The 14,391-nt window shown below is 34.1% G+C and carries 12 protein-coding genes and 1 pseudogene; 11 read left to right on the top strand and 2 right to left on the bottom strand.

Annotated features, from left to right (window positions below):
- Positions 1 to 124: 124 nt before the first annotated feature.
- The 3 genes from MHH98_RS12695 (at position 125) to MHH98_RS12685 (ending at position 1,905) form a co-directional block, all read left to right on the top strand.
- Positions 125 to 358: a GNAT family N-acetyltransferase gene (locus tag MHH98_RS12695; protein ID WP_340713021.1), complete on the top strand. Its 234-nt coding sequence runs from the start codon at positions 125 to 127 to the stop codon at positions 356 to 358.
- A 132-nt stretch (positions 359 to 490) separates the two neighbouring features.
- Positions 491 to 1,048, top strand: coding sequence for a GNAT family N-acetyltransferase (locus tag MHH98_RS12690; protein ID WP_340713019.1), 558 nt, complete (start codon positions 491 to 493; stop codon positions 1,046 to 1,048).
- Between the two features lie 200 nt (positions 1,049 to 1,248).
- Positions 1,249 to 1,905: a Type 1 glutamine amidotransferase-like domain-containing protein gene (locus MHH98_RS12685; protein WP_340713018.1), complete on the top strand. Its 657-nt coding sequence runs from the start codon at positions 1,249 to 1,251 to the stop codon at positions 1,903 to 1,905.
- Between the two features lie 456 nt (positions 1,906 to 2,361).
- Here MHH98_RS12685 and MHH98_RS12680 read toward each other — a convergent pair.
- Positions 2,362 to 2,600 (bottom strand): annotated as a pseudogene (locus tag MHH98_RS12680) (hypothetical protein); the annotation flags it as partial.
- Between the two features lie 265 nt (positions 2,601 to 2,865).
- On the opposite strand from MHH98_RS12680, the gene MHH98_RS12675 reads away from it, so the two are divergent.
- From MHH98_RS12675 to MHH98_RS12650, 6 genes are all read left to right on the top strand, one after another.
- Positions 2,866 to 3,402, top strand: a complete 537-nt coding sequence (locus MHH98_RS12675) for an RNA polymerase sigma factor (protein ID WP_235175794.1) — start codon at positions 2,866 to 2,868, stop codon at positions 3,400 to 3,402.
- Entirely contained in the window at positions 3,356 to 5,137 is a 1,782-nt protein-coding gene (locus MHH98_RS12670) for a hypothetical protein (RefSeq protein ID WP_340713016.1), read from the top strand. The genes MHH98_RS12675 and MHH98_RS12670 overlap by 47 nt, the downstream gene beginning before the upstream one ends.
- Positions 5,138 to 5,722: 585 nt before the next feature.
- Positions 5,723 to 6,244, top strand: a complete 522-nt coding sequence (locus MHH98_RS12665) for a GNAT family N-acetyltransferase (RefSeq protein WP_038191437.1) — start codon at positions 5,723 to 5,725, stop codon at positions 6,242 to 6,244.
- Positions 6,245 to 6,884: 640 nt separating this feature from the next.
- Positions 6,885 to 7,169: a hypothetical protein gene (locus tag MHH98_RS12660; protein ID WP_340713015.1), complete on the top strand. Its 285-nt coding sequence runs from the start codon at positions 6,885 to 6,887 to the stop codon at positions 7,167 to 7,169.
- Between the two features lie 315 nt (positions 7,170 to 7,484).
- Positions 7,485 to 8,153, top strand: a complete 669-nt coding sequence (locus tag MHH98_RS12655; RefSeq protein ID WP_038191441.1) for a DNA alkylation repair protein — start codon at positions 7,485 to 7,487, stop codon at positions 8,151 to 8,153.
- Positions 8,154 to 8,749: 596 nt separating this feature from the next.
- The gene (locus MHH98_RS12650; RefSeq protein WP_340709072.1) at positions 8,750 to 8,890 is read left to right on the top strand and encodes a hypothetical protein; all 141 of its coding nucleotides are present in this window, start codon (positions 8,750 to 8,752) and stop codon (positions 8,888 to 8,890) included.
- Positions 8,891 to 9,339: 449 nt separating this feature from the next.
- On the opposite strand, the gene MHH98_RS12645 is transcribed toward MHH98_RS12650, so the two are convergent.
- Positions 9,340 to 10,263 (bottom strand): Gfo/Idh/MocA family protein, encoded by a 924-nt coding sequence (locus MHH98_RS12645; protein ID WP_038191446.1) that lies wholly within the window; start codon positions 10,261 to 10,263, stop codon positions 9,340 to 9,342.
- Between the two features lie 914 nt (positions 10,264 to 11,177).
- Here MHH98_RS12645 and MHH98_RS12640 point away from each other — a divergent pair.
- A complete protein-coding gene (locus MHH98_RS12640) occupies positions 11,178 to 13,076 on the top strand; it encodes an endonuclease MutS2 (RefSeq protein ID WP_340709071.1) in 1,899 nt (632 codons plus the stop codon).
- A 570-nt stretch (positions 13,077 to 13,646) separates the two neighbouring features.
- Positions 13,647 to 14,387 (top strand): alpha/beta hydrolase, encoded by a 741-nt coding sequence (locus MHH98_RS12635; RefSeq protein ID WP_038191450.1) that lies wholly within the window; start codon positions 13,647 to 13,649, stop codon positions 14,385 to 14,387.
- Positions 14,388 to 14,391: the final 4 nt, after the last annotated feature.

Genomic DNA, 14,391 nt, shown 5'->3' with positions numbered 1-14,391 from the left:
CTTTTTTCGTAATAATTGTTGCTTTTAAATAAATCGATTTACAATATTATCCACTTATAATAAGATATTTGTAAACAGGATTACAAATACTAGGTTTTAATTAGAAGAGGATGGTAGATATAAGATGATACCAACATTCGAAACAGAAAGATTAGTCATACGACCTTATGTTAAAACTGATGCCGATAAAGTAGAACTGTTAGCAGGGAACCCAATAGTTGCTGAAACAACAGTCGCTATACCACATCCATATCCAAAAGGGTTAGCCGCCTCTTGGATAAGCAAGCATGAGAAAAAGGCTATTGAGATAGGGAGCTATACCTTTGCTGTAGTATTAAAATCGACTAGCGAACTTTAGGAACACTAACCTTTCGCGTGGACATCGATAGGTATATTTTAAAGACTGTCGAAATATTAAAGACGTAAAGATTTAACGTTGTTCATCTAAGAATAAACGATCCTAATTTAGTTATCATAAGGAGTGCTTAAATTGACTGTACATAGTAAATTCCCTAATTTAGAAACTGACAGATTGATTTTGCGGAATGTGGGAAATGAGGATATTGACTTTATTTATCGACACTTCAGCAACGAAAAAGTATGTGAATTTTTATATGATGAAGAATGGTTTACGACTAGAAATGAAGCTACAGAGTTTGTTGAATGGAATTCAAATCCTGAAGAAAAAGGATTTAATCGATGGATATTAGTCGAAAAAAATAATCAGCAAAAAATTGGAACGTGTGGATTTGATTCTTGGGATAGAACGAACCATATAGCGGAGCTAGGCTATGATTTATGGTACGAATATTGGGGACAGGGATATATGAAAGAGGGATTGAAAATTGCTATCGAAAGTGGCTTTAATAATATGGCGCTGAATAGAATTAACGCATTTGTAGCTTTGGAAAATATCAATTCTATAAAATTATTAGAAAAGCTAGGATTTAAGAATGAAGGGGTTTACAGAGATAAGCATTTATTTAGAGGTAAGTATTATGACCACTACTCTTTTTCTTTGTTAAAAAGAGACTGGAATCAATTCTAAGGTTAATTCAACAATTCGACTAACGATTCCTTTAGTATGTGAATGATTGTACTTAAAGTAACGGAGCAGGTTAGTAGAAGAGTGTTGTTTAACTTGTGTTCAACAATCGGGCCATATTGAGAGTATTTTGTTGGTGACATGAAAACAGAATGAGTGACGCAAGGAATAAATGTTATTTACACTTTACTACGGGGGTACTTATGAAAACTCACTATTATTTAGGTTGGTTTAACAATTTATTTCCAGAGAATCTGGGCAGGGTGTTAAAGGAGGATATAACTGATAGAAAATCGCTTGCTATGATTAGCTCGAATCCATCTATTTATGAAGATGATGGTGCTACTGAACGCTCGTGGCTTGACCAGGCTGGCATTATGTTTGATGATTATCATTTAATTAATTATCGCGTACAGAAGGAAGATGCCCAAACGATAATTCAAAATGCTTCAGTCATTTTCTTATTGGGTGGGAATACGCTTAAACAAAATGGTTTTTTGATGGAATATGAATTATCGGATTCGATTAAAAAAAGTAGCGCCGTTGTGATGGGAGCAAGCGCTGGTGCAATCAACATGTCCGCTAAATGGTTATGCTCGAAAAACTTTGGATATAAAGTTGAAATGAGCTCTGTTTACGACGGAATCGGTCTTGACAATTTTTCCGTCCTGTCTCATTTTGATCTTGAAAATAACATTGCACTGGTTCAAAGCGAACTATCTCTCCTATCGGAAGAAATAAATATTTATGCGTCGAACAAAGATTGCGCTGTACGTGTAAAGGGAGACAAAATCGACGTTTTTGGCAATGTTTTTTTAATTTCCCACTCAAAGATTCAGAAATTGGATGAGACGCTCTAGTTGTAGTGAATGGCTATAGCTTAATTGAATTAATTTCTTTATGCAAGGCCTCTATTTTAAATTTAGTGAAGGAGAACTAGGTAAAATAGGATTGTCCGGAAAGCATAGATGTGCAGAACGGTCTACTGCTATCGGTGCGAGTGTTGAATATGCGTCTCTTTTTTCTTCTTCAACTAACGAGGGCTTTACTTCAATAAGGAGTAGAGCCTTTCTCTTATTGAACTAACCGGGCAGTTTAGTTGAATAAGCACTTAAAAAAGAGACAGTACCTATTTTGGGTACTGCCTCTTTTTCCTTAATACATTTACTTTTATAAACTAACTGCAAAGTAGGGAATTTTAATTGTTATGGTCTATAGGTACCATCCAGTTGTAAAGAGAGCCCAAATGTAATTCCAATAACTACTAGTTAATTTTCTGGTTTAATATAAGGGACAATTTGGGCAGTAGAACCTACTTATGCTCCACGAACAAAATCTTGATTTTCTAACGCTTTAAAATTTTGCGTTTGGCAAGTCAGCATCGCTCCTGAAATGCCCATTTAATCCCATTTTTATTCATATTCATATTCAAAAAATCCTGGATTATTTCGATAAAGCCATTGTATGCCTCCTTTGGTGAAGGAGATGGTTCAAATCCATAAACATGTGTACAAGAAGGTTCCTTACTTTCATCTACAATTGGTGAGGTAATATATTGATCCGTGTTACACCGATATTGCTAAGAAAACACAATGTAGTGAGAAAAAACTATCGACTTGTGGCTATTTAGCACTTTATGATCCTTTGCCCGGCTTCCCGTTAACTTCTAGGTTTACGCAATCCATCACGGGAAGGTGGATTACTACCATTGGGACAGGTTAGCCCAACTTGGATATAAAAAATTATTAATAGAATGTTACGTTTTAAGAAATGAATCGTTTATTAAACTGGATAGATTAAATGGGGGAAGTGAGTTGGATGTGAAGTTTGTTGACTTGTATGATGCTTATTTTGATGACATTTATAGGTATGTGTATGTGAAGACGAGTAATAAATGGGATACGGAAGATTTGGTTAGTGATGTGTTTCGGAAGGCGTTTGAAAAGTTTTCTATGTTGGAAGGACATCCGAATGACAAGGCTTGGCTGTTTACCATCGCGAGGAATACGGTCATTGATTACTATCGGAAAAAGAAGAGTGTGTTAATGGGAGTTGAATTCGAACAGTATTTGAGTCAGCTTCAATTTGAAGATCCGTTTGATGGTACAACGGAGAAGGAATGTTTACAGAAAAGTTTAAGGCATTTATCAGACGAAGATTTAGAAATTACGGAATTACGGTATTTTGCTGATTTGAAATTTAAAGATATGGCGGTCATTTTGAAAAAAGAGGAAGGGTCTCTTCGTGTGAAGTCAAATCGTATTACGAAAAAGTTAGGTGTTTTAGTTAGGAAGTGTTGGGGGGATTATGATGGAGAACGGAAAAATAATGAAGACACTTTACGAGTTAAGAAATGAGATAGAGGTTGACACTGATTTAAAAAAACAATTGCGTAAAACATTTGTGAAGAAAAGTAGGACGAGGAAATGGAAGAATGCTTGGATTCCTTTACTTGCTGCAGCTAGCTTGTTTTTAGCTTTTTTATTGTCGAATGAACAAGTACCACAACACGTGAAGGCAAGTTCTTTAAAGATTGCGAATGCAATTTCGTTTCTCGATATTGGGAGCGGGGAGATAACAGCCTATACGTATCATGATGGACGTTTGTATCTCTCATTAGAGGGCAGAGGTATTTTTGTTTATGGGAATGAATTGAAAAAAGTTTTAAATAATGCTGCGGATAGTTTTAGCCGTTCGTCTAAGGGGGAGAAGCTACTTTTTACGTATAATGGAGATGTATTTTTGTTTGATGTGAAAACTACGAAGTCGGAAAAAGTGCTAGATGGAACTTCAGATTCTAGTTATATTTATCCAGAATGGAAGGATCAGAACCATATCTATTTAACAAAAGTAACGGATAAGGAAAAACAAATTGTAGAAGTGAATGTGCAAACAAAGGAAGAGACCTTCATTGCAAGCGGAGAAATGGCCTCTCTTGTAGAGAAGGAACAAAAACTTGTCTTCGAGCGCCATGGAGAAATTATTATTTATAACGTAAAGAGTGGAAAAGAAACCATTGTGGATCGCGGTAAGGACCCATCTGTTACAAACGATGGCAATTATATTTCGTATGTGAAAGAGCGTTCTGGGTTTGAAGATGTATGGATTTCGGATATGGATTTAGAGACAAAAAATAAGGTCACGACAAATCCGTCTCCACGCTTTGAGCCTTCTGGTGAAGGGATGTATCGTTATCAATTTCCCATTTGGGGTAATGATGAACGTACATTGTATGTTATGAAAAAGAGAAACGATGGTGAAAACGGACCTGCTAAGATTATGAAAATCGAATTGAGTGAACAATCGAGTACGGAGATTGAAACGGTGAAAAGTTATTTACAAGCTTTGATGGTGCGAGATGATGACTTTGCAAAAAGCTTACTAAAAGACCAACCGGAATTTTTAACGTATTCGAATCCTAAACAAATTGGTTTTCAAATACTGGAGACGACAAAAAAAGAACAGTCTACTTCAGTAAAAGCTGAAGTCTATTGGACAGACACATCTCTTGCTTATTACAAAGTGTCCATGTATGACTTTACCCTTATGAAGGAAAATGAGCGATATGTGATTGAAACAATGAAAGAGCTATCTGCCACAGAACTTCTGTCAAATGAACAGAACGAAATTGAATTGGTGAAGGATGGCAAGGGAGAGGCACTTTTTTCTTTACAAGACATTCCTCAGTCTTTTATTCAAACTGAAAATATTCGATTCAGTTCCTTGCTCCGTACACATGATGAAAAAACAGTTATTTTTAGTTTGCAGGGAATGGATGAAACGAGTAAAGTTACCTTATTTTCTTTCAATCGTGAAACAAAAGCCTTCAACTTGTTAGCTACACTTGAAGGAGGAGTTATGTATAAAGTTGCACTGGATGCTACTGGACGCTATTTAACCGCAGACTATTCTACAGACGCTCTTGATTCGAAAATGTTAATCATTGATTTAGAAAAAGGAAAGCAAACAGACTTTACCAACGTCCGCTCCAAGTTCTGGAAGGGAGACAAACTCATCCTAGAGGAAGTGGCGGAAACACATTCTATGTATTATCAGTATGATCCACATACGGGAAGTAAAATAAATTACTAATTCACTCAACTTTCGCAGAGTGAAACCGGCAAATACGAATTGATATAACTGGGTTGGCCGTTGATCCTCTGTTGTAGTTGATTATCAATCGACTTTCTTATTTTCGACTTATTAAACTATGGATAAAGCAAGACAGGGTAGGCTTTACTTCAATAAGGAGTAAAGCCTTTTTCTTATTGAACTAACGGGGTAGGTTAGTTGAAGAAGGGTATACATTTAAAATGTAAAAATGGTATTATTTAGGTAGTTGTGCATTTTTCTTAAATTAAGGTATAAATGGTGTGAATTTAATGAAAATACTAAGCAAATTACCCAAAAGTTGTAGATTTAAAATAAAGATTGATCATTTGTAATAATAAAGTCCGATAATTTGTAAAAAGGTTTGATACAATTGCATTGACAAGATTGTTTATGACAATTCAACAAACGGGCCATTTTGCAGAACAAGGATTAGAAATCACAGGGGAAAAAGAGTTAGCATTGGTGAATATTTTGTGTACCCTATTTTGAGAATTATAGAAATGATATTTGGGGTTTTTTAGGCCATTTGTGGAAGTGGCTTGTCTTAGGAGAGGAGATAAAAAAATGATTGAATTACGAAAGATAACCGGGGATAATATAGATGAAGTAATAGCACTTGAAGTTGAAGAAAACCAGGAAGACTTTTTAGAAACTACTAACCTCAGAAGCTTTGCAGACGCTCATATGTTGAACGCAGACGGTATACCAGCGACTCCCTTTGCCATTTATGTCGATGAAGTTGCGGTTGGATTTTTGATGTATATTTATGACACGTTGGATCATGAATCATTTGAAAATGAAGTTTTTTACGGAAAGAAGAGCTATTTTATTTGGCATATTATGATTGAAAAGAGTTATCAGGGGAAAGGATATGGCAAACTTGCTTTTGAAAAAATGTTGATGGATATTGAAACTACGCCAGATGGAGAAGCAGAATATGTAGCCCTCTTTTATCGAACAAGTAATGTCATAGCTAAAACATTATACGCTTCATTTGGTTTCGTAGATACAGGAATCATTCAGGATAATTCGATGTTGGCGATTAAAAATCTAGATGGGAAAATAACAGAATCCTTAGTAGAATAGGATATCTTGGAAAGAAATGTAAGGTATCAACGTTTTGACCCATAATAAACATAAATATCCAGAAGAATAAACCGATTTTGTTAACTCTGTCTTAGCAAAAATATAATATTTATACCGCAATAGGGAGCGATTGTTTTAGAATTACTAGGTAGAAAATGATCAAACTTTATTATAAAAATCGCATAGTATTTCACAAAGAATTAACCCGTTTTGATCAATCATTTTTCAAAACGAGTTCTTATCATTTAACTTAAAATATGGATTTTGGGGATATTTTAGATCAAACTTTATTCCAAACCAACAAAAGTAACCCACGTTTACATTTGGAATTAATTAAAAATTCAGATTTTTAGCTAATATTCCTTGGATTCTTAAAGAAAACCCTGATGATTAAGGAAAAGTCTTATTCAACAAACGGATGCTTTACTTGAAGATCATTGAGTTGCATATGCAGCTCTTTTTTTCTTTCATTCTTGAACTAACGAAGCAGGTTTGTTCAATAGGAAATCACAAAAGGAAGAGCATTTATTATAAAATAAGATTTGACGTATTAATGTCTAAAAAAAAGTAATACAAAAAATTGAGATGATGCACATTAGTATTATTACACGACAAAAATAAAAATATATGGAGGTTAGTAATGTTTATAATATTTGGGATTATTACAATAGTAGCAACTTTTATGAATCTTTATATGTATAAAGCAGGAAAGGATTATAAGCTTGCTATGGCGATAGGACTATCATTTACAGCATTAACACTTTGTTCAGAATATAGTCTTGTATCTCGGTGGGTAAAAGTGGAAGATTGGTCAGCTTTAGGGGATGTAGTACCTGGTATGGAAAGGGCATTATGGTTTTTGACAATTGTTTCTATCTTACTAAATATAACACCTATACTTTTAGAACTAAAAGGTAAGAAATAATTACTTATTGTCACATCATTTATATAATATGCAATTAATGTGGAAGTCTTTATGTATAACTAACGGGGGCGTTTCTTTAAAAAGGAAAGCTCTTTTCGTATCCAATTAAAAGGAAGTAAATGTTTTTTTTATATTAAAGATGGTTGCTCTTCTATTATAGGTGGAGAAAGCTTTAATACGATATATGCTACAATTTTAAAAAAGTAAACTTTGGAGGCACACCACTGCAATAAGACTTATAACGAAATTAAGTCCTTGATATATCCCGTCAAGGACATATTATGAAACAGTGCTTTAATAAAGGAGTTGTATAAAATGGATGAAAAAAAAGATACAGAAATAAAACGCTCTTCAAAAGCAGAAAACATTCTACCTCAGATCAATAGTAAAACTAAGCTAGGCGACTTACGAAAAATCGCGAAGGACATTAAAAAAGATCACGAACTAGCTATGGAACTTTGGTCAACCGAAGAGTTTTTGCCCAGACTATTAGCAATCTTAATTATGGACAAAAAACTTCTTTCACATGATGTGCTAAATAAGCTTGATAAGGATATGCAGACTCACACTTTTGATGAGCGAAATAACTTAATGGATTGGTTAATGGCTAATCAGCTCACCAAAGACAAGAAGAAGATTGCATTGATGGAGTCATGGGAAAATAGTCTTTCTGCTCTTCAAAGGCGAGCTTTCTGGTATTATCAAGGGCGATTGAGATGGACTGGACAAACACCGCCTGATAACACCGCAGACTTGCTATCTGCATTAGAAGCTAATATTACGCAGGAAGAACCGGAAGTTCAATGGGCTATGAATTTCACCGCAGGCTGGATAGGCGTTTATGATGAAAAGAATCGTGCACGTTGTATTAAACTTGGTGAGAAAACGGGTCTTTACAAAGATGAAATAGTAGCAAAAGGATGTACTCCCAGCTATTTGCCGGAGTTCATTACGATTGAAGTTAACAAACGACATAATAATTAGTTATCTCTGAAAAATTTATTAGGGTTTAATGCAAAAAATAAAGGAATTCAAAGCCTCAATATGAAAATTGTAATAGGTTTGGACCGAAAAATAAAGAAAACAACGCGTTATGGCAGCTAGTTAGTGGAATAATGCAAGGAAGATGTAAAGGATTAACCCACTATCTCTTTTTGATCTGTAGGGCGCTTATCTTTTAGAAGAACAACTTTCCAGCTGCACAGTACGACGATACTATTCAATAGAAAAAAATCTTCCACAATCGGGCGCATTTCCAGAGGATGGATCTGCGTTTTTTTTACATAAAGATGCAGGTTAGTTGGATAACTGCTTAAGGAATTATGAATAATTATTATTTCGGAACTTGGTAATATGTGTAAACGCCCTTTTTGGAAAGGAGCTGAGTTGCTGAAATGACGAAAAAGATTAACATTTGGGCATTTACCTTTTCAATAATCTTTATTTTTCTGTTTATGTTAAGATAATTCTTGGGGACCAATAGCTTCCTCCATTTTGGGGATAAACTCTTTAAATCTGCTCTTATATTTTACATTGATAATTTTCTTTGTACGATTGATAGGTTTTGCGGGTGTTGAGGATTGGAAAGGAATGGCAAGGAGAAGGGAGACACCATTACTGGTGGTTTACTTAGATGGACGCAAGATGGAACGTATGTGGAAATGAATAGTTCGAGATTACCGAAAGAAAAAATGTTAGAAATTGCAAGATCAATGAATTAATGTTCTTCAACTATAGGCGGCTTTACTTCAATAAGGAGTAGAGCCTTTTTCTTATTGAACTAACGAGGCAGGTTAGTTTAAGTAGTGGACTTTATTTTATGTGGATTATTCAAAACGTAAATATTCTAATTCTGCTTTTAGTTCTTCTACAGATTTTTAAGATGGAGTTTGTCTTTTGATTGGTTATTGACTGTTTTTTCATAGATGGACACCTCTTTTTCTTTTATTCAAGGGTCGTCAAACCTTATGTAATTAAGGTGTTTTTTCAATGCCATAGATTTGAATCGGCAGACAAATTAAAAATCGCTGCCATTTCAAATGTGGAGGTCCCGTGTTCGTTCATACATGCAAGTAATACTTTGCTTATGCCGTATTTTTGAAGTTGAAACACGAAACCATTCGATTCCCGATCAAAAATCTAATGTGGACTTCTAATAACAAGATAAAGTTTACTTAGTCACAGCTTCTATTAACTGAGTGACAAATAATTGAGATTTCAGACCTTCTAGTCCATCAATCAGTGGTTTCTCATCATTTTGAATACAGTCAATAAAATGTTGTACAGCATCTTCAAAACCTCTTTGCTTTAACGTAGTATCCCAAGGAGGAGAAAACGAAGTAGTTACGCTGTTTTTAGATGCAATTTCTAAAGTGTTCATGTTTTTAATACTTAAAATTGCTCCATCTGTTAATAGTTCAAGTTTTTCAAGGTTAGTTCCCGCTTTTCGATGCATGTCTGTAAAAATAGAAACACCTTCCTTAGATTTATAAGCATGTCCGGCATAGACAAGATAATTCTCACTACTTAGATTTACTGTTCCATGGAGCAAATCTAAATCCCCATTTGCTAACCATCTAGCTGTATCAACTACATGCAAATAATCATCTAACATACTAAAGTCATAAGAGTAAGGACCCACACTATCTGTTCTATGTTTTTCAATGCGGACTGATGCAATGTTTTGAGCTTCTTGTTTTGCTTGTACATACATAGGTGCAAAGCGTCGATTAAATCCAACCATAAGCTTTCTTCCTGATTTTTCGCTTAGTTCTACTAATTTTTCAGCTTCAGCAACAGTTGCCGCTAATGGTTTATCTACATAAACATCTATTCCTTTAGTTAAAAGGGAAGATACTACTTCAAAATGTGAGCTAGTGGAACTATGTACGAAAACAGCATCACACTCTGCAGCAAGTGTTTGTAAACTATTAAAATCTTGGATACGATATTGATTGCAAATCATTTTTCGTTTATCTTTGCTTGGTGAAAAAGCACCTACAAATGACCAATCTGTTTCTCGAGAAAGAATCGGTAAATATGCTTTTTGCGCTATACTTCCTAACCCTATCATGCCAATACGTGGTTTTTTCATCTTATCATCCTTTAAATGGAAATTTTTAATAGCAAAAATAGTATACAATGTTTTTGTGGTCTATACAACCAGAGTATTGTTATTTCCATTGTGGGTATGATTTCGAAGGAATAGCTAATATTATTTAGATGTTTTATTGTACAATAGGGTGATTCTTCATTAGAAAAAATCACTTTTTTATGTCACTAGACAGGCTTATAGTTTATGTAGAAACATACTTCAACTATGGGAGTTAATTAAGGATTATTGAGTTGCATAGGCAGCTCATCATTCTTTATTGAACTAACGGGGCAGGTTAGTTGAAAAAAATTATGTAAAAAGAGTTATTACGCCACCTATAAACAACAGAATTTTTGAGAAATGGTTCTAAACAGTAAAATTAATCAAGACCGATGTATTCAAGTTATCCTAATTATTATAAGCTTCAACGAGTTTACTGAAAAAGTTTAACTGGTTTATCCAAAGTTAATTTAGATTAACAAATTGTTTGATATCTTTACAGTTCCCGTATCAATAAGTATAATAAATCCTGTAAAGTCGATTTCAATGAGCATATCAATTATTTTATAAGAGGTGCATTTGATGAGTGCGGTAGTTTGTTTCTAAATAAGAAAACATTATAGGAAATAAGGAAGTTTTAACAACAGGGGATTTAAGTTAGTTTTACACCCCTTGTTTTGTTGTGGACTTATTTCTACTTATGAAGATACCTACCATACTTTACAAACAAGCGCATCACTTCATGATTAGGACTATCGTTATTGATGGTTTTATTTATGTATTTTACTTTTGCATTGTAAACGTAAGCTGCGGTATCCACCGCGGCTTTTTTATATTTATACCCAACTCATTGGAATTTTGCCATTAGGTTTCTTCATTGCTCATCTATTAATCACATTGAGGAGAATGAAAACATGAATGAAAGTACTTTTGAAAAATTACAGTACAATGAACTAAAAGAAATCATAAAATCTTATTGCGTTAGCGGACTAGGCAAACAACTATTTGATAAATTAATTCCAAGTTCTAACTTAAAAGTAGTCAAACATCGATTAACCGAGACTTCTGAAGCACGTGCCATTCTAGATGCAGGAGGAAACGTGCCTTTCATAGGTGTTTCCAACACTGAACATATTATTGATAAATTAGAAAAAGGCATAATTTTAGACCCATCAGATCTTTTAAGTATTTCCGATTTTTTAAGAGGCTGCCGAAAAATAAAAATTTTCATGACCAGTAAAGAACTTTTGGCTCCGACATTAGCGGCCTATGCTAATTCCATGACAGAATTCATGGAGGTAGAAGAGGAAATTAATTTTTCTATCAAAAATAATCAGGTCGACTCGTCCGCCAGCAAGGAACTCAAACGTGTTCGTCACCATATCCAAACAACTGAACAAAAAATAAAGGAGAGATTAAATAAATTCTTAAACAGCAGCGCTAATAAAAATTATATCCAGGAATTTTTAATTAGTATCAAAGATGATCACTATACAATACCAATAAAAGCATCATACAAAAATCAAGTACAGGGAAACATAATTGAAATATCTTCTAGAGGTTCGACAGTCTTTATGGAACCTAGTGTGGTAGGAAAATTAAGTGTTGAATTAGCAACATTAAAATCAGAAGAGGCAATGTTAGAATATCAAATACTAGCCACTTTAACTGGGCTAGTGGCAGAAAATCTTCAACCTATTAATATTAATATTGAGCTTGTATCCCAGTACGACTTTATTTTTGCTAAAGCTAAATATAGCAGACATGTGGATGGGGTTGAGCCAAACATAAATGATCATGGGAATATAAAATTAATAAATTGCAAGCATCCATTATTATCGGGTCATGTTATACCACTTCAATTTGAGATTGGAAGCAGTTATCGTAGCTTAATTATAACGGGACCTAATGCTGGAGGAAAAACAATTGTGCTTAAGACAATTGGTCTTGTTACTTTGGCTACTATGTCCGGGTTTCATATTACAGCTTCGAAAGAAACCGAAATTGCAGTATTTGAGCGCATTTTTGTAGATATTGGCGACAATCAGAGTTTAGAAAATGCACTTAGCACGTTCTCTTCTCACATGAAGAACTTATCAGAGATACTTCAATCAGTAAACAACAGTACCTTGTTACTATTTGATGAGATTGGCAGTGGGACAGAACCAAATGAAGGAGCAGCGTTAGCAATCTCCCTCTTAGAAGAGTTTTATCTTAAAGGATGTATTACTGTTGCGACAACGCATTATGGAGAAATAAAACGTTTTTCCGAAATGCATAGTGACTTTATGAACGCTGCCATGCAATTTAATCATGAAACATTAGAACCATTATTTAAACTTCTCATAGGGCAGTCTGGAGACAGTAATGCCTTATGGATATCTAGAAAAATGAATGTACCAGAAAATGTTCTAAAAAGAGCAGAAGATTATATGAAAAATAAAGAGTATCGATTGGAACGATTAAATGAAAGTAAAATCCCGAGACCAAAAGCAGTTGTTGAAAAAGCAAAAAATAATATCGACTATCAAAAAGGAGACCGTGTAAAACTGTTTGACCACGACGATTTTGGAATAGTGTACAAAGAAAAAGACAAATATTATAACATTACTGTGTATTATCAAAATCAATTTATTGAGGTAAACGAAAAACGGTTGGCTCTAGAGTTAAAAGCTGTAGAGTTATATCCAGAAGGCTATGACTTAGATACTTTATTCATTGATTATAAAACAAAAAAACTAAATCATGATATTGAACGAGGCTCGAAAAAAGCACTCCGTAAAATCCATAAAGAAATTCGGGAAAATAAGTAAATAGAAAAAATCCTTGCTTTTTGAACGAAAAGCAGGGATTTTTCCTATTTTTATTATAGCTATAACAAAATCAGTTTTATTATTTGCATATTTATGTTTGTAATATTTTTTAATTTTGTAATTCCTGTTTGAGTTGTTCATATTGTATTTTTGCAGTATCATTTTTTCTTAAATAAAACTTTATTCTAAATCAACAAAAAGAAGGAAATCATCTCATTGAAGTTCAGAACGAATCGGTTCCTCAGGATAGTATAGATCTATACGTAAGCAGACATCTCGATGTGTAAGTGTTTCACCTTTAAAACGAATCCAAATCTCATCATCTGCCATGACTCCATGTGTTTTTCATACAATGCCCCAGCGATTATAAGTTTGCATATCCAGTGAAGCCAGTATTTCTTTTGCGTTGACCCGAGTAGGAGGGGAGGTACGCCATTTTAGCCAACGTTCTATTTCATCTAAGCTAATAAGTTCAATAACGAATGGATGTTATACTAAAGGAATTATAAAAACTAGATGTTCAGCTATTTAATTAGAATCTAAGAATATGTTAGTGAGGTATTCAAAATAATGATGAAAATAGTACCCCCTAAGCCTTTTTTCTATAAAGGTGGAGAGAAAGCCGTTTTACTATTACATTCTTTTACAAGCAATACAATTGATATGAAAAAGTTAGGGAAGTATTTGCAAAAGAACAATTATTCTTGTTATGCACCATTATACAGTGGACATGGTTTAACAGCCGAAGAACTTCTCACATATAGACCTTCAGATTGGTGGCAAGATGTACTAAACGGTTACCAGTTGTTGAAGGATGAAGGTTTTGAAAAAATAGCTGTGATTGGTCTTTCTCTTGGTGGTGTGTTTGCATTAAAAGTTGGTCAAGAGTTGGAGGTAAATGGTATTGTGACAATGTCAGTGCCAATACATAGGGAAGCTCTTTTTCTACAAAAGCGTGTCTTTCATTATGCAAAAGTATACAAAAAATTTGAAGGGAAAAATGAAGAACAAATAAATTTAGAAATGAAACGACTTCAAAATATGTCTATCGATTCGTTAGTTGAGTTCCAACAGTTAATTGAAATAACGATGGATAAATTAGCACTTTTAACGTCACCAATTCGTATATTATATGGTGAATTAGATGATCCTTTGTATAAAGAGAGTGCAGAGGTGATTTTTCAAAGCTCTGCGACGAATCAAAAAACAATGAAGGGGTATCCGAACTCTAAACATTTAATGACATTAGGCACGGACATTAACGACGTGAATAAGGATATTCTTACATTCTTAAATGATTTAACTTGGTAGTTTT

The organism is Viridibacillus sp. FSL H8-0110, from assembly GCF_038003565.1.
Classification (GTDB): domain Bacteria; phylum Bacillota; class Bacilli; order Bacillales_A; family Planococcaceae; genus Viridibacillus; species Viridibacillus arenosi.
The sequence above is the reverse complement of the archived record's forward strand: the minus strand, read 5'-3'. Positions and strand labels throughout refer to the sequence as shown.